Raw genomic sequence first — 23,592 nt, forward strand, 5'->3', positions numbered from 1 at the left:
TTACGGAAAGAAAATTTATCATTTTTTACCGGTGTAGTATCTTATTTTCCTACCCTACTAAATTCAAAACATAAAAACCCATTTTCGATTAAACAAATGTGGTCACCTTCTTTTTTATTCAAATCATCAATTACTGCAGTTACGTCAGGGACAGTCGCATTCCCGTAGTCATGCCAACAAATAATACCTCCTTTTCGAATTATTTGTCGAGCTAACAGAGTATCTAACAAAACTCCTTCTGCGGTATGATCACCATCAATAAATATTAAATCTGCTATAGGAAGATCAGCTGGTACCACATCTCTTGACCCATTAGGTTTAACGATTATATCTACTCGAGGATCTTGCTTAACACATTCTCCTGCTATTTTAGGTACTTCGTGTTGGAGAATAGATAATGAAGCCTTATAGTCAGGTGGCACATCTATACCTATATATCTTTCAATCCAAGGGCTATTGTCTAAAATACATTTTGCTGTAGCACCACGTTGAATACCTATTTCAACTATTATTTTAGGATAAAAAGTTCTTGAGAACGCTATCAATGGTTCGACATCAGAACCAGTGAATAAAGGTGCTTTACCTTCAAAGGAACCACTGCCAAAAATTTTAAAAAAAGTTTCTCTGCTTATTATAGACACAATTAATATACCTCCGTAATGTGAGAAGTAGATCCATATACATTGTTTAGGGATTAGCTTCTCTAAAAAAACTGATTTATATTAAAGTATGCAAAACCTCAATCAAGTAACACAATAAATCAGCTGCAAATCGTGTCCTATGTAAGTGAAACACCATTTTTATTAATTAATTGTTTCAAGGTAAAAATCTCCCAACATGATTACAAAACATATTTTGAAAAAATTATACATAGTTCACATCTTTACGGAGTATCTTAAAATTGAGTTTGGGAATTTTTTGAACTGTTCCTAATTCTAAAAGATCGCTAATTATAGGCATACTCTATAACTTATTTAATTATCAGCAGAAGGGGCAACGTGCACTATTTTTCTATCTAAAACAAATAGTACGAAAGAAGGTTCTATTAGTATATAAATGCATCAAAAACTTTTTTTATAAGAATATATTTATAACACTAACTTTTAGTTGAATTTGATTTATATACTTCTCTAATCTTTAATACGTCTTAAAGCATTTTAGTTAAATAAAATTTGAAATCACACAAAGCCGCAGTAATAAATGCTATATGGGCATATTTATTAGAGTTATAAAGGATAAATTTAGAAAGTTAAAAAAGAGGCATATATGCTTTGCTTTGATGCCAAACTTATGAAATGTTAAAAAGTTAGTAAGCGAAATATTAATATAATATCCAATCACTAGAGATAACCTAATTCCACAATATAATATGAATAATTGAAGGACATATTGTTTGTCTTAAATTAAGAGGTGATTAATATGGGTTTTACCGTAGGTATAGATATGCAGCCTTTGTGCACGGAATTTTCTAAAAATAGAGGGATAGGTTTTTATAATCACCATCTTTTTCATAATTTATTATCCGTCGATAAAAACACAGACTATATATTATTAAACCATACAGATGAATTTTGTTTCACAGGATTACCTAATGTTCGAAACCACAGAGTTGATTTTGAAATAAACAATCTAGATCTTGAAGGCAATTCGAGAAATGAGACCCCTAAAAACCTTGTTCAAAATTATATAAAGAACTTCGATGTTAACCTATTTCACTTTACTTCTCCTTTTGACCTCATAGATATATTTGATCATGATTGGTATAAGGATATAATCACCGTTTCTACTGCATACGATTTAATCCCTTTAATTTATAAAAATCATTATTTACGTGATAATCAAGCTATGAAAAACTACATGAAAAGAATTGAACTAATTAAAAAGGTTAACGGTATTATAGCCATTTCCCAAAGTACACGGAATGACTTAGCCAATCTGCTAAATATTTCGCCGAAAAAAATTGAAATTATATATCCAGGAGTAGATCCGGATTTTCAACCTATTGAAAAAAAAGTAGAAGATGAGGTTTATTTAAATAAAAAGTATGGAATCAATTGTAATTATATAGTTTGCACCGGCGGAATGGATTTTAGAAAAAATATCTTTGGATTGATTGCCTCTTTCTCATATCTACCAGATAAAGTAAAGAAAAACTATAAACTTGTTATTATATGTCGGGTCACTCCTAATGATGTGAATTCCTTTCAACAATTTGGGAAATTGTTGAATATTTCCGATCAATTAATATTTACTAACTATGTTCCTAAGCAAGATTTAATAATGCTGTATAATTACGCGTCACTTTCAGTGTTCCCTTCTTTTTATGAAGGATTTGGTCTTCCAGTTTTAGAAGCGATGTCTTGTGGAACTCCAGTAGTGTGTTCGAACAATTCTTCATTACCTGAAATTGTCGGAGGTGCAGGTATACTTATAAACCCTCATTCATCAAAAGATATTGCAGAAGGTATTAATAATATATTGACTAACTTAACCCTTAAAGAGGAACTTACTCAAAGAGGTTTAGAGAGAAGTAAGAATTTCGAATGGGAAAAAGCAGGAAGATTATTAGGTGAATATTACTCGACGTTTGAAAATGAAATTGAAATTGGTGAAAGTCAAGTAGTAAATAATTATGTGAAAATGAAGATTGCTTTTTTTTCTTCCATGCGACCCCAATCTTCAGGAATATCTGATTATAGCGAAGAGTTATTGACCGTTTTAAACAAATATTTTGATATTGACATTATCATTGACGATACTTATACACCAGTTAACAAATTTATCTTGTCAACATATAACATTGTTCACGTAAAAGATTTTAATCCTCATAATTATAAGGAATTTATATATCAAATGGGCAACAATGAATTCCATACTTACATGCTCCCTGTAATGAAAAAAAACCCAGGGATAACTGTTTTACATGATGCAAACCTTCACGGATTATTTTTTAGTTTAGGTGTGGAAAACAATGATATCTATAATGAAATATTAAGCAGAACATCAATAAATCCTGAAGCCATGCTATTACAGCGTATAGTCAATCATTCTAAAGGGATATTAGTACACAGTCATTATACTGCAGAAAAATTGTCTGCCTTATACTCTAATATTCCTGTGTTGAGAATTCCAATGGGTATACCCGATAACATAATAAAAACTAATCCTCTAACAATAAGAAAGAAATACAATTGTGGGGATTGCGTTATTATTTCCGCATTTGGTATCGTAGCACACACTAAAAGAATTGTGGAATTAATTGTATCATATACACATGCACTTAAACATTTTAATTCAAACACAAAACTTTTTATAGTTGGAAAAAACGCTTTAGATTCCCCTTCTCAATCGTTCATAGATGATCTTATAGAAGCAAATAATTTACAAGAGAGAATTATTTTTCACGGAGAAGTTCCCGCAGAAGAATACAATGAACTTTTGTCTATTTCTGACCTTGTCGTCTCGTTGAGGTATCCTCAAAAAGGAGAAACTTCGGCTGCTTTAATGAGAGCAATTGCTGCAGGTAAACCTACAATTGCAACAGATATTGGGACTTTTTCTGAAATTCCGGATGAAATGTGCTTGAAAATCTCTTATGGCGTAAATGAAATTCCTGAACTTGTTAAAGCGTTAGTTAAACTTGTAGATGATCCGGGCTTAAGAATTAAGATGGGACATAAGGCTTTTGAATATTTTGATAGAAACCATCGTTTGGAGCATGTTGCAATTAAATATAAAGAAGCTATATTGCGTTTGGTAAGTAAATCTTAACCATTTTACCTTTTTCGTACCGCTCCTTTAGAAGTAAACCGTGATAGAAAAGTTTTCTACTGAAGGAGCTTATGCTAAAGGATTATCCTAGAATGAGATGAGAAAACTAATTGTTCTTATACACGTTCAAGAATGTAAAGCCAGATATAATATCGCCTTTTGAATGATTTTATTAAGGTCTCAAAAGTCATCGTACGTATGTAAGTTAGAATGAAATTCGAATAACAGAATTTTAAATATGACTATCTTAGAATTTTGAAATCCCGAAAAATATTACGGTGTTTTTGAGTGGTATTATATTTTTGAAAATTGTGGGGTGCCTGAATGTCCATCGGCGTTAACTTATTTGGATATAGTAGAGCAGAATCAGGTGTAGGGGAGTCATGTCGTTTAGCAGCTAATTCAATGGAAAGCGTCCATATTCCATTCGGGATAGTTAACTATCCAATATGTACTGCTCGAAAAGAAGATTTAACGTGGGTAACCAAAGAAATCAAGGAGCCAATTTTCAATACTAACATATTTCATATTAATGCTGATCAATTAGAGAGTGCTTTTCGTTACAATATTATAAAACGACAGTTTTTTAAAAATCGTTATAACATTGCTGTATGGCATTGGGAACTTTCTGAATTTCCAGATGAGTTTTCTGAAAGTTTTAAAATTATAGATGAAGTTTGGGTACCATCTACCTTTATCTTTGACTCAATTTTTAAAAAATCTCCTGTTCCTGTTGTAAGGATTCCTCATGGCCTAAATACTAATCCACCTTATAAAATTATTGGGCGTAAGCATTTTTTATTGCCTGATCATCAATTCCTTTTTCTCATGATGTATGATCCAAACAGTTTTCAAAATAGAAAAAATCCCCATGGGGTGATTTCCTCTTTTAAATTAGCTTTCGAAAAAGATGATTTCTCTGTGGGTCTTATTATTAAGATTAATAATAATCAAATCGGTAAATCGATAGATTTAGAGAATTTAAAAAAACAAATAGATGGTTATAAAAATATTTATATTATAGATAAAGTAATTAATCGAAATGAAGTTAACGCCTTAATAAAAATTATAGATTGCCTAGTTTCCCTCCATCGATCAGAAGGGTTTGGTCTACCCTTAGCTGAAGCAATGGTTTTAGGAAAGCCTGTGATTGCTACTGGATGGTCAGGAAATATGGATTTTATGAATAAAAATAATTCTTGTTTAGTACGGTATCAACTAACGAAGATTGGAGACGACTGGGGACCTTATAAAGCCGAACAAGTTTGGGCTGAACCTGATATCGAACACGCTGCCTATTACATGAGAAAAATGATTGAAAACCCATATTGGCGTAAAAAAATTGCTTTAAAAGGAAAGGAAACAATACGAAAATATTTTTCTTCAATTAAATCCGGAGAATTAATGAAAGCTCGCCTGAACGAATTAAAGCTCTTATGATTGTGTATTCTTTAAAATTTGTAATATTAGATCTTAATATCTGCATAAATAATAAAATGAGTATTTTCATAAAAAAGACTGGAGAGATTATTATGAAAAGTGCTTTAATAACAGGAATTACTGGTCAGGATGGCTCTTATTTAGCAGAGTTCCTTTTAGAAAAAGGATATAAAGTATATGGTTTGAAAAGGAGAACGGCAACTCAAAATTATGAAAATATTAAACCTATTTTAAATGAAATCGACTTTATATCAGGGGATTTATCTGACATACCATCTTTAATACAAGCAATCAAGCTATCACAACCAGATGAAGTCTATAATCTTGGAGCACAATCATTTGTCGCGGATTCATGGTCACAGCCTATATATACGGGAGAAATTACAGGTATTGGTGTTTTAAACATACTAGAAGCTGTACGTCAAGTTAAACCTGAAACTCGGTTTTATCAGGCTTCCAGTTCAGAAATGTTTGGCAAAGTAATAGAGACACCGCAAAAGGAGACAACACCATTTTATCCAAGAAGTCCTTATGGTGTAGCAAAATTATTTGGTCATTGGATTACAGTGAATTATCGGGAAAGTTTTAATATGTATACCGCTTCAGGTATATTGTTTAATCATGAATCTCCGCGTCGAAGCGTCCAATTTGTAACAAGAAAAGTAACGGATGCGGTGGCAAAGATTAAATATGGTATGCAAAAGGAGCTTCGATTAGGAAACTTAGAGGCTCAAAGGGACTGGGGTTTTGCAGGTGATTATGTCAAAGCAATGTGGCTGATGCTTCAAAATGACCATCCAAATGACTTTGTCATTGCGACAGGGGAAACTCATACCGTTCGCCATCTAGTTGAGGTTGCCTTCGACTATGTTGGTCTAAAATGGGAAGACTATGTTATACAAGATACCGAATTCTTACGACCTGCGGAGGTAGACTTACTACTTGGAGATGCAAGAAAGGCAAAGGAAACGTTAGGGTGGAAACCAGAGGTGTCTTTTGAGAGCTTGATCAGAATGATGGTTGACCATGATTTAAGGAAATATAGAGGTATGAAATGAAAGCATTGATTACAGGCATTAATGGTTTTGTTGGAAAACATTTGGAATATTTTCTGAAGGATAGAGCTGATGTATTTGGAACGTCAAGAATAGATCACTCTGAGAGAAACATTTTTAAATTATGTCTATTGTCGGAATTTGATACAGTTAGGCTTATAGAGAAAGTTAAGCCTACACATATTTTTCACTTAGCAGGACTAAGCAATGTAAAAGAATCATGGGAAAATAAAGAGGCATTTATTCAGGGAAATGTGATAGGCACCATCAATTTGCTGGAAGCAGTTAGAAAAGTGGATAAAAATATAAGAGTAATTACGGTAGGATCTTCTGAAGAGTATGGGATTGTTCCTAAAGGAATCGAGAAAGTTCATGAAGAAATACCATTATCTCCTATTAATCCATATGGAATAAGTAAAAGTGCGATAAGTATGCTTATTAAGTTATATAATAAATCGTACGGTTTAGATGTGATACATGCTAGACCATTTAACCATATTGGTCCAGGTCAGAGGTTAGGTTTTGTCACAACAGATTTTGCTTATCAAATCGCAATGATTAATAAAAGAAAAACACAGGGTAATAGAATGAGTATAGGTAATTTGGAAGCTATTAGAGATTTTACAGATGTAAGAGATATTGTTGAAGCTTATTATCAACTTGGGCAATACGGAGAAGCGGGAGAAATCTATAATATTTGTACAGGTAAAGGGATTTCTATTCAAAGTATATTAAACACACTTTTATCTTTTTCAACAGTAGATATTGAAATAGTAATTGATTCTCAAAAAATAAGAGTTTCTGATATTCAAAGTCTAGTGGGAGATCCTAAAAAACTATCCCAGTTAACAGCTTGGAAACCAAAAAGGACAATTGAGAATACATTAGAAGATATTTACAATTACTGGATGATTAATCTTTAAAAAGAAGGTCTCAACAAGACCTTCTTTTTATATTTATACAGCCTGGCCTTTGTCACAAAGGCTGGGCTATATGCATACATAATAAGCAGACGAAAAATTAAATGGATTATATATGTTGAGGTGAGGCAATGTGAAAGCAATAATCATGGCTGGAGGCCAAGGTACACGATTTTGGCCTTGGAGTATTAAAGAAAAACCCAAGCAATTTTTAACATTAAGTTCTGATAAAACGATGATTCAAGAAACATATGATCGTTTCCGGAAATGGCTACCAATTGAAAAAATTTTTGTAGTAACTACAGATGAGTATTATTCTTTGGTAATTGAACAGCTGCCTGAAATAAATAGTGATCAAATCATTCTAGAACCTGAGCGAAGAGATACTGGTCCGTGTGTTGCTCTAAGCGCATTGCATTTTTTGGAAAAGCAAGAAGACGAAGTGATTGTTACCGTGCCATCAGACCAGTATATTTCGGATGGAGAATTATTTAGGAATTCAATGATAACTGCTGAAAAAGCAGCACAGAAAGATCGCTCCATAGTTACTCTTGGCATCGTTCCCACAAGACCTGAAACGGGCTACGGGTATATTGAAGCTAAAGAGGGTGTAGGACAAGAAAGTATAGTACCTGTTAAGAAATTTATAGAAAAACCATCTTTAAAACAAGCTGTAGAACTCTTGAAAAATAAAAATGTATATTGGAATAGCGGGATCTTTTTATGGAAACCATCAACAATTGCCTATTACATGGAGCTACTACAAAAAGATATATGGAGAACTTTATTAAATAATAGAAGCAATTTAAAGCAGGCTTACTCTAAATTACCTAAAATTTCTGTAGATTATGCCATACTCGAAAAAGCTGAAACGGTATATATGATTCCAGCTGAGTTTGAGTGGGATGATTTAGGATCATGGTGCTCAGTTGAGAGGATTCAAAAAGAAAACGACAAGCAAAACCTTGAGTTAGGAAATGTGTATACATTAGAATCCAATAATTGTATAGTGATTTCTGATAAGCAAAAAGCTTTAGTCATCGGAGTTGATGATTTAATAATTGTATCTACGGAAGAAGGACTATTAGTTAGTCATAAATCAAAAGAACAAATCATAAAAAAAGCTCTTAATTCAACATGGGTAAACCATTCAGAAGAAAACAAAAAATAAATGTAAGAATAAGTTTTAATATAGTTTTTGTGAAAAATCTTCTAAGGATAAAGAAAAAAAGAGAAAGTATTATCCTCCATAATAAGTGAAATAAAGGCAACTAGATTGATTTTAATAATTGTTTCACTCCCCTTATATATGAGAATGATCCTGTTGTTCTGCCAGCTTCAAAAGTATGGAACGCTAAAATGAAAGCAGCCAAGCGGATAAAAGGCCTGTCCAATAGTCCGTGATGTTCTTTGCCGAAGAGTTTATAAAATCAAGGTGGAAACATATAACTACAAATACATTACTCCTGGTTATAGATCACAGGTATGAAAAATCTTCATATATTAGAGAAATGTGGGCGAACGGGTAGATGCCTATTTAAAAGAATTCCTTCAGTAGAAAACTGTTTAATATTGATCTGAAAAACGAGCAAAAGTTCATGGTAATCTGGTGACGATTGTTTATAGCATTTCAAATTTGGCAGCAAATTCAATCAATCGAGAAATGAAATAGATAGACTAAGCTGCTTAATCTTAAAAAATATGTACTACTAACATTCTGCTAATGTAACTATGCAAATGAAACAATTATTGAAATTGATTCATATTTATAAATAAAATCTTAGTAAACAACCGGAGGAACTACGATGGTAAATATACAAAATGAAAAACTATTTGTTTTTATTCATATCCCTAAAACTGGGGGTACTACACTGCGGGAAATAATAAATAACCAGTATGGAACCGAGAGATTCTGGGGTCATGATAATACAGAAGCTGACTATCAACAGATGATAATAACTAGCAACAAAAATAGCCAATTAAAATGTTTGACTGGACATCTCCCTTATGGAATCCATCAGCTTATACAGAGACCCTGTACTTATCTCGTCATGCTTCGTAATCCAATTGAACGCGTTATTTCACTTTACTATTATTGGAAGAGAGTGGCTTATAAACCAGTTGAAAATTTGAGCTTTGAAGAATTTGTTCAATTACCTGCATTTCAATTTGAGGTTTCAAATGGACAAACTTCGTTTTTGTCAGGAAACCGATTACCTGATTTACAGAAAGCAAAAGAGAATCTTAAAAATCAGATTGCAGTTCCAGGAATTATGGAAATGTTTAATGAATCACTCTTTTTCATTAAAAATGAATGTAATTGGAATATTAATGATTATGAAATTCTTAATAGGGGAATCAATCGTCCTACACAAATACCTTTTTCAAAAGGTATACTCGAGGTATTAAAAAATAAAAACGAATTAGATATAGAATTGTATAAATTCGGAAAGGGTTTATTGGAAACTAAAATAAAACAATTAGATTTAAATGAAAAGTTGGAATTTGACAAATTTATAAATCAAGTAGGCATAAATTAAGCAGTTTATCAATGAAATAAACCACTACTTATTCAAAGCCTTTATAAGTTATCATCTTGAGCCAAAAAGTCATATTACTTGCTACAAAAATACAATACAGGAGTGGTTTTGAATGCCAAAAGTGTCTATAATTCTCACAAGTTATAACAAGCCACTTTATGTTGGTGAAGCTATTGAAAGTGTAATAAACCAAACGGAAAAAGACTGGGAATTATTTATAATGGATGATAATTCTAATGAAGAAACAATTAAAGTTATTCGTTCATATTTACAAGACCCTAGAATTACTTATATAAATAGCCAAATAAAAGATGAAAATCGATACAAAACGACTAGGTATGCGGTTCTTATAAATGAAGCAATTCCTATAACAACTGGTAATTATCTTTGTTACCTTACTGATGACACTATTTATTTACCTAATCGTCTTGAAGTGATGATTAATTTCTTTAGCCACAATCCTGGGGCTGAAGTAATATATTCGAGTCAAAAGATCCATTATGTTAATCATCAAAAAAAGATTCAGTATGTAATAGAGTTAAACGCGGAAGAAATTTTAACAAAAGCAGCCAATAAAGTTGATCATTGTTCAGTTATGCATACAAAAAATATAGCAGAAAAAGTATATATGAAATACGGTAGTTATTGGAATGAAGATCCTGAATATTGGTTTAACGCAGATGCTGTTTTCTGGTCAAGATTAAATTCATTTACAGTTTTTTATCCAATATCAGAAATACTCGATATTAGTAGAAAAACTCCCCATAGTTTTCAGAATTTAAGCTCTTTACTTCCGAAAACCATTCCCGATGGTACCGTGGTTAAAGGATTAATTAATCAATTGTACGTCATTGACCTTCAAAAACGCCGCGCTCTTGCTCATGAGATGTTTAAACGCCTGAAATTTAAAAATGTTGTAGAAATTCCCGATCCCGTTTTATTTATGTATTTGGAAGGCTGTGCGGTTTCGGAAAAAGTCTTACCAAATCAAATATTAGTAAAAACAAAGGATAGTTCTTCAATTTACTATATTCAAAAAGGTAAAAAACGTTTAATTAAAAACTCACAGACTCTTTTTAAGTATAAATTTAATGTTGAAGAAATAGTAGAATTAGACTCTGACATTTTACAATCTTTATCTAACGGCCCTAATATTACCGAATCCATTAGCAAAGGCACACTCTTGCCTGATGGTGTCATATTTTTCTATGAAGGATGCTTTTATATTAGTTACAATAACTTTCTTTGTTTTATTCAAACTGATGTTGCGGCTTTTAAATTAAAGTTATCTCTAGATCGTGCCGTCCACCTTGATAAAAATGAATTTTCTATTTTTCAACAGGGATTATCTTATACTTGGAAATTATCGTTTCAATAGATAATAAAAGGGCAGCCGCTAATTAATAATGTCTAATTTGTATTTTCTATTCTCTTATAAACAAAAAGTGCAGTTTGTAAACTATTATTTCGAAAATTAAAAAGGCTTTATGATCGACCATTAAGCTAACCCTAATACTAACCTTTTTGAATGGTTGAAATAATTTCTTTGATACGATGTGAAAAGGCGTGTTGACTTAGAACTTTAGCTTTTGCGCGTGAAGCAATTTTTTCACGCTCTTCCTTACGCTTTATATAATAATTAATTTTACACAGCAGCTCTTCCTTATTTTGAAAAGATACCATTTCTGCTTCTGTAAAATAATTGCGTAAATCGGGTTTATAGGAAATGATTTGGAACGCTCCAGAGGCTGCTATATCAAAAGTACGGTTATTAATACTGTAGTTTCTAATACCTAATGAGTTTTTATTCTCCGCTAAGTCATAGGGACGGTGTGTGTTAAGGATAATTTTAGAATGGTTATAATGATGAGCAACTTCAGTTGGAGGGATCCAATCCATTATGCTTAATTGTTTATTCGCGCCCCATTGCACGAGATTGTTTTTCCATTTACTTCCTGCTACTTGCACCGTGTAGGAAGTTTTTTTTAATAAAAAATCTATGACATCAACTCGTTCTGGATAAGGAAATCCTACAAAACAGATATCATTCATTTGGTTTGTATCCACATTTTCTTTTTGTGAAAAAACTGTGGTGTCTGTTCCAAGCGGGAGAAGATACACATTAGGATGTCCATTTTCACGATAGAAATTTAGTGCAGAGATCTCAATTGTAAAAACATAGTCATAACGTGACACAAGATTTTTAGTTGTATCCATATAGTAAGGGTCTTCTGTCATCCAGACCACTAGCTTAACATTTTCATTTCGCAACCAGTCTGTCATTTCTTTTGGGAAAATAAATCCTGTCATTGTTAACACAAAGTCTGGTTTGAATTTTTTGGTTTCGCACTTTAGAGAATCAAGTCCTTTATAAGGACTAAAACTATTACAAATGTGACCTGCATTGGTACATTCCCGAATAATACACTCGTCAAAAAACTGATAAATGCCAAAAAAACCAGATGGAATATACAAGATTCTCATAAATATCCCCCAATTATAGATGTTATTGGATTGGCTAAATGATGGTAGGAATATATAAAATGTTCCTTGTCTAATGTTCAATATTTTTTATAAAAAACAAGATACATAATCTTTTAATATATGTTAGTTATTTTTATATCAAAAAATCAGGCTGTTCGTTATACAGCCTGATAATTTTACGATTTAGACAACTGGAAATGAAATAGCTTGAATTTTTTCACAGTCAAGAACCATTATAGAGCCTGAGGGGCCTCCAATTGGATCAAAAAAATTCACACAACAAGTATCAAAACAAACACCCGCGAAAACTAATGTTAGTGGTGTGTCTATTCCAAATAGTCTAACCGTTACTAACCTACCTAGTGTGGTGTCACGTAACTGGTCACATACACATCCTTCACATTTTTTCTCATACTGACAATCATCGTCCTTATCGCAATGATCCCATTTTTTTTTAAGATAAGGATCTGGATCACCTTTAAGGTATTTTTTACGATAAGGATCTGGGTTACCTTTAAGGTATTTTTTACGATATCCCATTTTTTCCTCCTTAATTATTAAGAAATTCCTGAGTATTCAGGATAATGTATTATATTAAGTAAACATTAACCTGGCATAGCCTCAAGCCTACCATTCAAAAAAAGTTTATGTCCATCATAGTCATGTATTTTTATAACCAATTCCTCTATAATCATTTTGTTGAAAGTTAATTAATTTTATTAAAGAAGCCAAACTAAGGGGAAAAGTCTAATCGCTCATACAAAGGTTGATAAATAGGAGCTTATAAATACATAAGGATTGAAATTATAGAAGCTTAATAGGAAATTATGTTTTAAACGCTTCATGGACATATTTATAATTTAAGAATATAAAATATGTTCAGAAATCCATCATAGTTTTAAATTTTTATTGTTTGAGATATTTACATAAATCTAATTAAATACTAATCATTTGAATGTGCAATACAGGTCACCTAAAATAGTTGGGTTTATTAATTCTGAAAGATGAGAATAATCAACTACCTTCACTAAGGAATTAGTAACTCGGTCGATAAAATAAATATTCGGATAAGTTGAATTTAACAATGTAAATAATTCTTTTGGATTAACACCTGGGTTAAAAGTAGAAATAGTTACTGGATTGAACTCTATTATCAAATCTGGTTTCCATTTATGAAGTGTATCCATAGCACCGTTTAGAGCTTTAATTTCTGAACCTTCAATATCCATTTTTATAAAATCAATATTTGTAATTCCTTCGCTCTCAATCCAATCATCCAATCTCACGCAAGTAACAACTTCATTCGATGTTAATGTTTCTGAATATTCATCCACATGTGACCAGCCTCCGCCATTACCAGTTTCCATAAACTTGATATTTGAATTTTTGTCGTATAACCCTAAATTTATTGAGACAATGTTTTGAATCTGGTTTTCTACTATCGTTTTTGACAAATAGGAGAAATTAGTATTTGAAGGTTCAAATGAATAAACAAGTCCGTTATTCGCTAAATGGCTAAGTGTAAGGGAAATCAATCCAATATTTGCCCCGATATCTAGACAAACGCTTGTAGGATTGATGATTTTTTTTAAGAAATTCATCATAAAAGGGTCATAGTATCCATTTGCTTTAACTACAGGTTGAAATATGCTAATATCCTGTTCACTTCCAAAAATAGTGAATGACTTTTGATCGAACGGTAAATTTAAAGTGGATTTTTCCAAATACATCAGTCCTATCTTAATTTTAATACGGTAATTAATTGTCTTCTTATATATATGTAAAGATAAGAGAAATGTTAACTCTAGATACTTATGTGCTGACACGTATTTACTAATTTTTATTTTTAACGTTTCCCTCTGTTCTTTATACAACTATTGTTCTTCAATAATAAAGATAGCCGTTAGGGTACATCCTCTTGCAAATAGTTGTAAGGGCTTTGTTAAAGCGTTCATATAAAAGTATACTAACTAACTTCAAGAGAAAGCGTTGAATCGCATGAATTAAAAACAAATGCAAAAGCTAAAAAAGCACTCACCAACGTGAGTGCTTTCCTCATTATTAAATAAACAATCCAACCATAATACCTGTTAAAATCGATCCCATTGTTGCCACTAACAGCATCTTCAAGCCAAACTTCGCAACGCGTGAAGCTTGTTCGCCGTTGATTGCTTGGATCGTACCAAGAACGATACCAATTGAGCTGAAGTTTGCAAATGAGATTAAGTAAGCTGATACGATACCGACTGTTTTTTCAGAAAGGTGAGGCATCATTTTTTGGAAGTCAAGCATGGCAACGAATTCGTTTGCTACTACTTTTGTTCCCATTACGCCGCCGGCTCTCATCAGTTCGTCTGCCGGGATACCCATGATAAAGGCAATTGGGTAGAAGATATAGCCTAAAATGTCTTGAACCGTTAATCCGATGACACCGTTTAATACGTAGTTCACTAATGCTAAAAGACCAACGTACGTTACAAGCATAGCTGCTACGATTAACGCAACGCGTCCGCCGTCTAGGGCACCGTCACCGATTGCTTCAAACAGCGTGCCTTGTTTAGCAGGCGCTTTAATATCGACTTCGTTTTCATCTTCTACTTTTACAGGTGCAACGATAGAAGAAACGATTAAACCAGAGAATACGTTTAGCGGAAGAGCAATTAATACGTATTCCGCCGGAATCATCTGCATGTATGCGCCTAGAATCGAACAAGAAACGGATACTAAAGACGTTGTTGTAACGATAAATAAACGGTTTGGTGTTAAACCTCCGATGTGGTTTTTCACCGCAATTAGTGCCGTTGTATCACCAAAAATCATAGCGTTCACGGCTGTGAAGCTTTCAATTTGGGGAAGTCCGGTAATTTTTGAAACAAGTCCTCCGATATATTTGATCCCAAAGGGTAAAATACGAGAGTAGTTTAAAATACTTAATAATGCTGAAACGAATACAATCATAACTAACGTTTGGATAAAGAAAATGCCTTTTCCTGCAAGATCTCCAAACACGAACGAAATTCCGTCGTTACCAAATGATAAGATCTTTGTAAATACACTTGTGATAAAGTCAAGCACCTTGCGACCAATCGATGTATTCATCATAAAAGCAGAGATAGCAAGCTGGATGACAAGCATAACTGCGATGCCTTTATAGTTGATAAGTTTCCTGTCGTTTGACATGAGGAATGCAACTGCTAAGATAATTACAATCCCGATAATTCCCATTAAAATTGACATTTACTTTTCTCCTTACATGTATCCTATATTTATAAAAGAGGGACGTGCATAGAAATGACTATGTAAATCGGCCTCTATTTTATACAAAAACGGAACTTCTACGCCAATTTTGTTAAAAATGGGCAAAATTTTTTAGGCCATTATAAAAAATGACGTAATTGTAAAATAATATTTACTATGTGCTAATATGTAAAAAAACATGCAGAACTGACATAATAACTTATATTTCGACAGCCTCTACTATCTTAAATCATTTTGAACAAAAGAAAAAGGGGAAATGAAGATATTTTTAATATAATTGTGAAATATTTTTAAAAATTTATGATACTTCCGGTTCTTGGAATTACAGCATGAGAAGTAAAAAAGAGACAAAATCACTTATCATATGCTGTTTAAGAGAAATTTTTCCTTTTTAATGGTAGAATATTCACGAGTAATGACAAAATAGTTGTATAAAGGAGTTAGCAATGAATAGTATTCAAACCTTTTTTTCAAAGCATCCGAAATGGTCGTATACCGGAAATTTTGTGGTAACACTAGCGTGCGTAGCGGTCTTTCCATCTTTATTTATGCCGACCGTTTCAGGAGTGCTGCTTGGATTTGTCGCAGCTACCGCTATTACTTATGCATTAGGACTTAAGTGGAAACCGCTGAGACAGCTCATAAGTACATCCAGTAAATAAAACGCTCTATAAATGTGGTAAACTAGTAAAAATGATAAAAGAGGTGTAAACATAATGACAACACCCGAGAGAAGGCTGATTCATTTAGCAACCGCCATGCCTGAACAAATGGCATACGGCTCTGACAAAGAAATGCGGACAGGTATATGCAAAAAGCAAGTAGACGAAACGTTTTTAGCAAAAGAAGGGTTTCAAGGCGACGGCGTAGCTGACTTAAGGTATCACGGCGGACCGGATCGTGCGGTGTGCGTGTATCCGTATGAGCACTACAAAAAATGGAACGAAGAGTTTGATACGGAGCTGCCAATGTCTGCGTTTGGAGAAAATCTTGTCTTAGCGGGCATGGTTGAAAAAGACGTATGTATTGGAGACGTTTATCAAGTGGGAGACGCCGTTATTCAAGTGACGCAAGGGCGAAACCCATGTGACACGATTACAAAGAGAACGGGCGTTAAAGGGATTTTAAAACGAATGATTGAGACAAGCTATACCGGCTATCTTTGCCGCGTGCTGAAAGAAGGTACGATTACGAAAGACGCGGAAGTGAAATTAATTCAAGCTCATCCGGACCAAGTATCCGTGTGGTTCACGCTTGATTTATATTTCCATCATTCAAAAGATGTAGAAGGAATGCAGCGGGCTTTAGAAGTGGCTGAGCTTGCGGAAGACTGGAAAAATAAATTTCAAACGCGGATTGAAAAGGCGCTTTCTGTCGCGCAGCGATAAAAAGTAAATGCCCTCCAATCGTTAGAACGTATCTAACGATTGGAGGGCATTTTTTTCTTAGAAGCGTCCGTATCCTAAGAAATGATCTTGATAGTAAGAAACATCTAGGTCAGCTACAGCTACACCGTGTGAACCAGCATGAATCATTTGGCCGTTTCCGATGTAGATTCCCATGTGAGATGGGCCGCTTGTGTATGTGTTTTGGAAGAATACTAGATCGCCTGGTTGTGGAGACGAAATTTTTGTCGCCATGTTCCAGTAGTTAGCTACACTTGTACGTGAAATGCTGTGACCGCTATGGTTGAACACGTATGCGATAAAGCCTGAGCAGTCAAATCCGCTTGGTGTGTTTCCTGCCCATTGGTAAGGTGATCCTACTAAACTACGTGCAACATTTACTGTGCTTCCAGAAGCCGTGCTTGTTGTTGGAGCAGGTGCTGGTGTGCTAGTTTCTTTTGCTGCTGATGTAGATGCAGATGCTGTAGAAGTAGAAGGAGTTGATGTGCTTACACCTTTTACTTGGCTTGCGCTTGGTTTACCTGATGCAATTGTTACGTAGCTTGAGCTTCTTGAAATCCATTTGTTTGGTGCAATTTCAACTAAGCCGTTTGCTTCTTTTAAAATAGCAAACTCTTGACCTTGTGTTGCAGTTCCAACAACTGGAGATGAAAAGCTAGCTCCTTGACGAATATTTAACGCACTCACGTTTACGATGACTTTTTGATTAGTAGTAGTTGCTTGTTGTTGAGGTACGCTTGGCGTTACCTTTTCTTGTACGGGTGCTGGTGCAGCGCCTCCGTCATTTGCACTTGCTGAAGTTGTGCTAAATGTTAGGGCAGCGGGAACAAGTAATGCTGCTAACCCCATATTCATAACTGTACGATTTGCTTTCTTTAGCATGTTCTTTCTCCCTTTCCATAACTTGTTTTATTCACAACTGTGAGTCTATCAATCCTGACAGGAAAAGTAAACATCTAATTCCAAATTACGACATTTTGTAACATAGTTTTAATATTAAAGAGCGATATAAGTAGAATTGTCACCTTCTCTGTAATAATTCTGACAATTTATCTAGGTAGAAATGTTTAGGAGATTCATAGATTTATTAGAAAATATGTAAGCTAAATGAAAAAGGGGAGCAGAAACCCAGAAGCTGAATGGCTTCAAGGCTTTTAGGATATATAAAAGCTATAGGTAAAAAATGATATTGTTCACTAGCGATGCATTTTATTTTTTTCTAAATGAACACATAGAGAAGAAAGATACGCTGTCATAAAAGAAGCTCAGTTACTATAACTGTTATACATAAATTACATCAAAAGCATCCAGTTGAAGTGAGTAAAAAAGAAGCGTAGTATACAAGGAGGAATGAACGCGTGAATCATTTACATTCATATATGTAGGAGTGGTTGTTGTATGAAACAGTCATCATCTTTTATTAATGGAATTCTTTTAGCTGCTCTTGTACTGATTTGGGGATTAACGTGGCCGATGTCGAAGCTGGCGCTTGACTATTCATCGCCTATTTTGTTATCTGGACTGCGGTCGTTAAGTGCGGGAATCATCTTATTAGCAGTCGCACTGCCAAGAGCTAAACAGCTTCACTGGAAGCAGAACTGGCGTAAATATATGGTGTCAGGTCTATTTAATTCAATCTTATTCTACGGTCTGCAAACGATTGGACTTATGTTTATGCCAGCAGGGGTCTTCAGCGTGATTGTCTACTTGCAGCCGGTGCTCATCGGCATCATTGCATGGATGTGGATTGGAGAAAGCATGAACGCTGTCAAGATAGGTGGCTTGCTTCTTGGTTTTGTAGGTGTAGCTACTATCAGCATGGGGGAATTATCTGCTAATGCTTCAGCGGTTGGAATTATTCTTGCTGTCCTTACAGCGCTGAGCTGGGCGATTGGAACGGTCTATATCAAACGTATTAGCGACAGCGTAGACGGCATTTGGCTTATTACCATTCAAAGTCTTGTCGGCGGAGTGGTTATGACAGCGACAGGCAGTGGAGTAGAAGGGTGGTCTCATATGGTGTGGAATTCATCATCTGTGCTGCTGCTTTTATTTTTAGCACTGTTTTCCGTTGCCGTTGCGTGGCTCATTTATTTTTATTTAATCAGTAAAGGAGAGGCCAGCAAAGTGGCGTCCTTTAATTTTCTTGTGCCCATTATTTCAATTGTCATTGGCACGCTCTTTTTAGACGAACCGTTTACGTCGTCACTTCTTGTAGGGCTGGTGCTTATTATTATCAGTATTTATTTAGTGAATAAAAAAGCGAAGAATCAAAAGTTAAAGCCCTCTGATGGAGGAGACCAGGCAGCTTGAAATCACCCATAGAAAAACCGTATTCGCAACTCGAATACGGTTTTTCTTCTATTCAGCAACTTCTGTTTCATTTGCTTTTAGCTTTTCATAAAAGACGCCAAGCGAAGTCGTTACATACGGAACAAGCCATAATAACCCGATGCCAAGCGTAATCAAGCTTAAAATTCCCCAGCCGATAAAGCTTAAAACGAGTAAAAAGTAGGTCCACTTGTAGCCGTTCATTAACCGTCTGCTTTCAGTAATAGACTGGTTCACCGAATAATCTGGGTTATCGCGGAATACGTAGTAAGCCTGTGAATAGGCAAGGCTTTTGATGATGCCGGGAATGATTAGTAAAATACTCCACAGCACGGTATAAATAATCGTTAGCAAGTAAAGTCCGAGTGTTCTAAAGTATAATCCCGCAGATGAAAATGAATCAAACACGTTTCCTACACGTACACTTTCTCCTCGCACCAGACGCAATAGTACCCAGTAGTAAGAAAAAAAGAGCGGTACGAGCAGCAGAGATACAATATTAGCTAAGGTAGACTGTGAGTATTCGGTTTCAGACCCGCTTGGAAATCCGTTAACAAGAAAGTCAATAAGTCCTGGAATACCGGCAGCAATTAGATACGTAACGAACGTAAGCAGTACGGCGAATCCCCAGCGGTTTTTCAGCGCTGTGAGTGCACCTTGCTTCACTTCTTTTATTCTCATAACTTGATGTCCCCCTCTAGGTGAGTTTATACAGAGAATTTAACCTGTACATTAGTCAATATATTAGCGATTTTTAAATATATGAATGCTTGCACTAATAAGTTGGATAAAGTTTTTTAGAGACTTGAAATTTATGGAAAGTCCTTTAAAATGGAAGTATAAGGATATTTTAAGTCGGAAGGAGGGACGGAAATGACGCTTGTGTATTTGCTGATTCTGGCAGTCGTTTATATCTTTCTGGATCTTGCCATGCGAAAGAAGCTGAATACAAAGATGAAAAAAAGCTATTGGAGAAGCTTTAAGGGAAGGCGTCCGCTGTTTATCACACTTGAAATGGTGATGCTTGCTGCGTTTTTAGTGCTGATCTTTGTTATACCTCCAGCCTATACCTCCGTTTTTATGTTTCTTTTCTTTTTTTTCCTGTACGTAATTCGAGGATTTGAAGAATGGAAGTTTGAAAGAAAACAAAAAGAGCACTATCACTCGTGGTTTGGTGCAACTTTTTTCTTGTTTGGGACGTTTATATTACTGATGACAGATATGTAAAACAAAATTGTGAAACGACGAAATGAACCGCGGTTGATTTCGGTGCAAGACTTCGCTTTCCGCGGGCGGCCGGTGAGCCTCCTCGTCGCGTACGCTCCTGCGGGGTCTCACTTGTTCCGTTTTTCCCGCAGGAGTCTTCGTCTTGCCCTCCAATCAACCATTAGAAGCACCTACATATATGAAACAAACCTACATGCACCATATCCATAAAAAAATCCGAACGAATTGGATTCTGCATCAAGAATCAAGTTCGTTCGAATTTTTCTTCAATTAAATAAACTACTTATATACAAGCCTCTTTTTTTACGTAAAGCATTGAACAACTGTGCCTTTATTCTTCTCTACGTTAACACGAGCATACGCGCCGTTAATAAGCGTGAGCTGAGGAGGAAGGTGGCCGCAGTCGATGTCATAGATAACTGGAATATGTAAGTCAGAGGCGAGGTCATGATACACGTCTTCAGCAGTGTAGGAATCAACGGGTTCATTAGCTATGCTTCTGCCAAATAAAATACCCGAGCAGTTATCAAACCAGCCCGCTAGCTTAAGCTGAAGAAGCGAACGGCGAAGGTCTACAGTCGTCAGTTCACAGTTGTCAAAATACCAAATGACCGGTTCTGAAGGAATATGTTTTTCTCGAAAAGCTTTGACGTCTCCAAAAGAAGTGCCGGCTAAGTGTCTGATCACGTCGATACATCCTCCAAGCAAGCGCCCTTCGAGGTGAACGTCACGTGACTCTGTATGTTTCCAAGCCGTTTGCTCGGTTAAATGAAACACGCATGGTGACGGGTTATCGTGCTGCCATTCTGTTTGATAGGAATCAGAAGAAACTTGAACCACGCTTTCGCCTTCTTTGGTCGTTAATACCTGCTGCCACATCGCAGTCGTTGGATCCCAGTACTCTCCGCGTAAATCCACAAAATTCGTTCCATGAGCCGTTGCGATTCCCGTATTAAGTGTAATAGCCAGCAAAAGAACGCTGGTGTCAGAATAGCCAAGCACCCATTTTGCTTTCCATTTTGTAAAGTCGAGGTATTCAAGAATTTCAATCAGCAGCTCGCCTCCCCAAGGCGGGATAATGATATCAATGTTTTTATCTTCTATCATGGCTTGAAGCTCATTTGCACGTTTTTTAGGAGAAGCGGATTTTGCTTTATGCTGCGTCCACACGGTTTCTCCGGGTATAACAGAAAAACCTTTTTCCTCCATTCGTTCACACGATAAAGAAAACATGGAGTGAAGAGGCTTCGGTACACCAGAAGACGGTGCGGTTACGCCGATGGTTGGGTTAGATGTAAGAAAAGGATAGGTAATCATAGCGGCCTCCTTCAAAGGTTTTAGCTTATTTTACCAGCGAGGGAAATGCTAAACAAGCTTATTTTTAATTTAGGAAGATTGATAGGTTTTGTAAAAAGAATCCGTATTAATAGATGTAAAAGCAAGGAGAAAGGAGCAATGTCATGGAAGATGACTGGATTGTTGGGTGTATAACGCGTAAAAAAGAAAAAGGATTAGAGCTGTTAATTGATCAGTACGGAGGATTAATTACGGCCATCGTCCGCAAGCATTTAGGCACGTTAAAAAGCTATGAAGAAGAGTGTATAAACGACGTATTATTAGCGGTATGGCACCATATTCACCGCTTTGATTCGGAGAAAAATACGTTTAAAAACTGGGTTGCGGCTGTTGCTAAGTACAAAGCCATCGACTATCAGCGCAAATACATAAAAACGCAGCATGAATCGCTTAGCGAAGCGGAGTTTGGTGAAACATCAGGAGTTCATAACGTTCAAAGGGACGACGTGGAAGAACTTTTAGGTCACTTAAGTGAAGGAGACCGCGAGCTGTTTAAAGCGTATTACTTACAGGAAATCGAGCTGAAGCAAATTGCGAAAAAACAAGAGACCACCATCAGCAATTTATACAACCGGCTGTCGCGCGGACGAAAAAAATTAAAAGCGATTTTTAAATAAGAAATAAGGAGGGACAAAGATGAAAAATGAGTACGACTTTTTAAATGGATCTTCTGTAGACTTTGATGAATATGAAGAAATCGAGCTAACGGCAAGCGAGAAAAAACGAATGAAAAAGCGCTTAAAACGTGAAATAAAGCCCGCGCGGAAAAAAGCGCGTCCGTTGATTGCCGCTGCGGTGCTGCTGCTTGCTGTAACACCTGTGATGATGCAAAACGAAACGGTATGGGCATCGGTTGCGCGAATTGGACAGCAAATTGAGCTGCTTATGAACAAGCCTGAAGGCAGCTTTAGCGGCTATAAAAAAACGGTAAATGAAACCGCAACGGATCAAGGCATCGAAGTAAAAGTAAATGAGCTGATGCTTGATGACGGACAGTTGCTGCTTGGGTTGACGATTAGCGCAGATGAATTTAGAAGAACGGCACTAGGTCTTAACCGAAACACCCCAATTCGACCGGGAGAGCTGCGCGTGAAAATTGGCAATATGTCGTTTTTTGATTCTGCTTCAAGTATTAGAGAGGAACCAATCAAAAACAAAGACGGAAGCTGGGACTATCTGTACGCTTTAAAATTAACGCAAGCGGACACGGACGGAGACGGGGAAATTGATGTTGAAGGCTACAGCGTGCTAGATCACATTGATCCGAATAAAAACTATCAAATCAGCGCGCAGTTCACGAGCCTCGAATTTGAAAAGAATCCTGGTCAGACGAAAAGCGGGAACTACCGGGATTCGTACGGAGAAATTAAAGGGAATTGGACGGTTCATACAAGCGTAAACGGCTCAAAAATCATTGCTGATACTAAAGTGTATCCGTTAAACAAGGAAATTCCGATTAGCGAAAAGGGAATAGAAGGCGTATTGTCTATTAAAGAAGTTCGCGTATCGCCTGTTTCGATTAAAATGCACTATACGTTTACATCATCAAACGGAAGCATCCGAGGCGGAACGGATGTTGGTGTAGACATAAAAGATCAAAATGGAAGAAATCTTTCTGAAAGCGGCAGTGGAGGAGGAACAGACACAGTGATAGAGATGGACGGAGAGTACCGAAATGATAAGGACGTCACTATGCTTCGATTTATTCCGTATGTAAGTGATCACGAAAAAGACTGGTCAAAAGACTTAACTTCAGACGCCTTTAATTTGAAGGTAAATGACAACTAACACAAATAAAAACCAG

22 protein-coding genes are annotated in these 23,592 nt (G+C 35.5%); 13 read left to right on the plus strand and 9 right to left on the minus strand.

Annotation, left to right across the window (positions count from 1 at the left end):
• Positions 1–41: 41 nt before the first annotated feature.
• Entirely contained in the window at positions 42–641 is a 600-nt protein-coding gene (locus tag ACRPLQ_RS04770; RefSeq protein WP_221817684.1) for a class I SAM-dependent methyltransferase, read from the minus strand.
• A gap of 778 nt (positions 642–1,419) precedes the next feature.
• On the opposite strand from ACRPLQ_RS04770, the gene ACRPLQ_RS04775 reads away from it, so the two are divergent.
• The 7 genes from ACRPLQ_RS04775 (at position 1,420) to ACRPLQ_RS04805 (ending at position 11,104) form a co-directional block, all read left to right on the plus strand.
• Positions 1,420–3,771, plus strand: coding sequence for a glycosyltransferase (locus ACRPLQ_RS04775; protein WP_221817683.1), 2,352 nt, complete (start codon positions 1,420–1,422; stop codon positions 3,769–3,771).
• 324 nt (positions 3,772–4,095) lie between these two features.
• Positions 4,096–5,211, plus strand: coding sequence for a glycosyltransferase family 4 protein (locus ACRPLQ_RS04780; protein ID WP_221817682.1), 1,116 nt, complete (start codon positions 4,096–4,098; stop codon positions 5,209–5,211).
• A gap of 92 nt (positions 5,212–5,303) precedes the next feature.
• Positions 5,304–6,269: a GDP-mannose 4,6-dehydratase gene (gene gmd / locus ACRPLQ_RS04785; RefSeq protein ID WP_432235738.1), complete on the plus strand. Its 966-nt coding sequence runs from the start codon at positions 5,304–5,306 to the stop codon at positions 6,267–6,269.
• Positions 6,266–7,189 carry a GDP-mannose 4,6-dehydratase gene (locus ACRPLQ_RS04790; RefSeq protein ID WP_221817680.1) on the plus strand — a complete coding sequence of 308 codons (924 nt, stop codon included), beginning with the start codon at positions 6,266–6,268 and terminating at the stop codon, positions 7,187–7,189. The genes gmd and ACRPLQ_RS04790 overlap by 4 nt, the downstream gene beginning before the upstream one ends.
• Positions 7,190–7,319: 130 nt before the next feature.
• Entirely contained in the window at positions 7,320–8,357 is a 1,038-nt protein-coding gene (locus ACRPLQ_RS04795) for a mannose-1-phosphate guanylyltransferase (protein ID WP_432235739.1), read from the plus strand.
• Positions 8,358–8,991: 634 nt separating this feature from the next.
• On the plus strand, positions 8,992–9,726 hold the full coding sequence (locus ACRPLQ_RS04800) for a sulfotransferase family 2 domain-containing protein (protein ID WP_432235740.1): 735 nt from the start codon (positions 8,992–8,994) through the stop codon (positions 9,724–9,726).
• A gap of 112 nt (positions 9,727–9,838) precedes the next feature.
• Positions 9,839–11,104 (plus strand): glycosyltransferase family 2 protein, encoded by a 1,266-nt coding sequence (locus ACRPLQ_RS04805; protein WP_432235741.1) that lies wholly within the window; start codon positions 9,839–9,841, stop codon positions 11,102–11,104.
• Positions 11,105–11,241: 137 nt separating this feature from the next.
• Here the strand turns inward: ACRPLQ_RS04805 and ACRPLQ_RS04810 are convergent, their stop codons facing one another.
• The 4 genes from ACRPLQ_RS04810 to ACRPLQ_RS04825 all read right to left on the minus strand — a co-directional run bounded on the left by ACRPLQ_RS04810 (position 11,242) and on the right by ACRPLQ_RS04825 (position 15,447).
• Positions 11,242–12,210 (minus strand): CgeB family protein, encoded by a 969-nt coding sequence (locus ACRPLQ_RS04810; RefSeq protein WP_432235742.1) that lies wholly within the window; start codon positions 12,208–12,210, stop codon positions 11,242–11,244.
• 183 nt (positions 12,211–12,393) lie between these two features.
• Positions 12,394–12,750 (minus strand): hypothetical protein, encoded by a 357-nt coding sequence (locus ACRPLQ_RS04815; protein WP_432235743.1) that lies wholly within the window; start codon positions 12,748–12,750, stop codon positions 12,394–12,396.
• A gap of 407 nt (positions 12,751–13,157) precedes the next feature.
• Positions 13,158–13,934 carry an FkbM family methyltransferase gene (locus tag ACRPLQ_RS04820; RefSeq protein ID WP_432235744.1) on the minus strand — a complete coding sequence of 259 codons (777 nt, stop codon included), beginning with the start codon at positions 13,932–13,934 and terminating at the stop codon, positions 13,158–13,160.
• A 337-nt stretch (positions 13,935–14,271) separates the two neighbouring features.
• Positions 14,272–15,447 (minus strand): NupC/NupG family nucleoside CNT transporter, encoded by a 1,176-nt coding sequence (locus ACRPLQ_RS04825; RefSeq protein ID WP_025750788.1) that lies wholly within the window; start codon positions 15,445–15,447, stop codon positions 14,272–14,274.
• A gap of 467 nt (positions 15,448–15,914) precedes the next feature.
• Between ACRPLQ_RS04825 and ACRPLQ_RS04830 the strand changes: the two genes are divergently transcribed.
• Complete coding sequence (locus ACRPLQ_RS04830; RefSeq protein ID WP_176343641.1) at positions 15,915–16,130, plus strand: hypothetical protein; 216 nt, start codon at positions 15,915–15,917, stop codon at positions 16,128–16,130.
• A 54-nt stretch (positions 16,131–16,184) separates the two neighbouring features.
• Complete coding sequence (locus ACRPLQ_RS04835) at positions 16,185–16,856, plus strand: MOSC domain-containing protein (protein ID WP_034267110.1); 672 nt, start codon at positions 16,185–16,187, stop codon at positions 16,854–16,856.
• 57 nt (positions 16,857–16,913) lie between these two features.
• On the opposite strand, the gene ACRPLQ_RS04840 is transcribed toward ACRPLQ_RS04835, so the two are convergent.
• Positions 16,914–17,756, minus strand: coding sequence for an NlpC/P60 family protein (locus tag ACRPLQ_RS04840; RefSeq protein WP_047750245.1), 843 nt, complete (start codon positions 17,754–17,756; stop codon positions 16,914–16,916).
• A 516-nt stretch (positions 17,757–18,272) separates the two neighbouring features.
• Here ACRPLQ_RS04840 and ACRPLQ_RS04845 point away from each other — a divergent pair.
• Complete coding sequence (locus ACRPLQ_RS04845; protein ID WP_432235745.1) at positions 18,273–19,187, plus strand: DMT family transporter; 915 nt, start codon at positions 18,273–18,275, stop codon at positions 19,185–19,187.
• Positions 19,188–19,235: 48 nt separating this feature from the next.
• Here ACRPLQ_RS04845 and ACRPLQ_RS04850 read toward each other — a convergent pair whose 3' ends face one another.
• Complete coding sequence (locus ACRPLQ_RS04850) at positions 19,236–19,886, minus strand: DUF975 family protein (protein WP_034267099.1); 651 nt, start codon at positions 19,884–19,886, stop codon at positions 19,236–19,238.
• A 192-nt stretch (positions 19,887–20,078) separates the two neighbouring features.
• On the opposite strand from ACRPLQ_RS04850, the gene ACRPLQ_RS04855 reads away from it, so the two are divergent.
• Entirely contained in the window at positions 20,079–20,432 is a 354-nt protein-coding gene (locus tag ACRPLQ_RS04855) for a DUF4181 domain-containing protein (RefSeq protein ID WP_047750252.1), read from the plus strand.
• On the opposite strand, the gene ACRPLQ_RS04860 is transcribed toward ACRPLQ_RS04855, so the two are convergent.
• Together ACRPLQ_RS04860 and ACRPLQ_RS04865 are read right to left on the minus strand one after the other, a co-directional pair.
• Positions 20,407–20,589 carry a hypothetical protein gene (locus ACRPLQ_RS04860; RefSeq protein WP_328153094.1) on the minus strand — a complete coding sequence of 61 codons (183 nt, stop codon included), beginning with the start codon at positions 20,587–20,589 and terminating at the stop codon, positions 20,407–20,409. The two genes, ACRPLQ_RS04855 and ACRPLQ_RS04860, sit on opposite strands and share 26 nt — an antisense overlap.
• A 146-nt stretch (positions 20,590–20,735) precedes the next feature.
• A complete protein-coding gene (locus ACRPLQ_RS04865) occupies positions 20,736–21,749 on the minus strand; it encodes a S66 family peptidase (protein ID WP_432235746.1) in 1,014 nt (337 codons plus the stop codon).
• Between the two features lie 143 nt (positions 21,750–21,892).
• Between ACRPLQ_RS04865 and ACRPLQ_RS04870 the strand changes: the two genes are divergently transcribed.
• Both ACRPLQ_RS04870 and ACRPLQ_RS04875 read left to right on the plus strand, forming a co-directional pair.
• Positions 21,893–22,405, plus strand: coding sequence for a sigma-70 family RNA polymerase sigma factor (locus tag ACRPLQ_RS04870; protein ID WP_432235747.1), 513 nt, complete (start codon positions 21,893–21,895; stop codon positions 22,403–22,405).
• A 19-nt stretch (positions 22,406–22,424) separates the two neighbouring features.
• On the plus strand, positions 22,425–23,576 hold the full coding sequence (locus ACRPLQ_RS04875) for a DUF5643 domain-containing protein (protein WP_432235748.1): 1,152 nt from the start codon (positions 22,425–22,427) through the stop codon (positions 23,574–23,576).
• Positions 23,577–23,592 lie beyond the last annotated feature (16 nt).

The organism is Priestia sp. TRN 1309 (assembly GCF_050846875.1).
GTDB classification, from domain to species: Bacteria; Bacillota; Bacilli; order Bacillales; family Bacillaceae_H; genus Priestia; species Priestia zanthoxyli.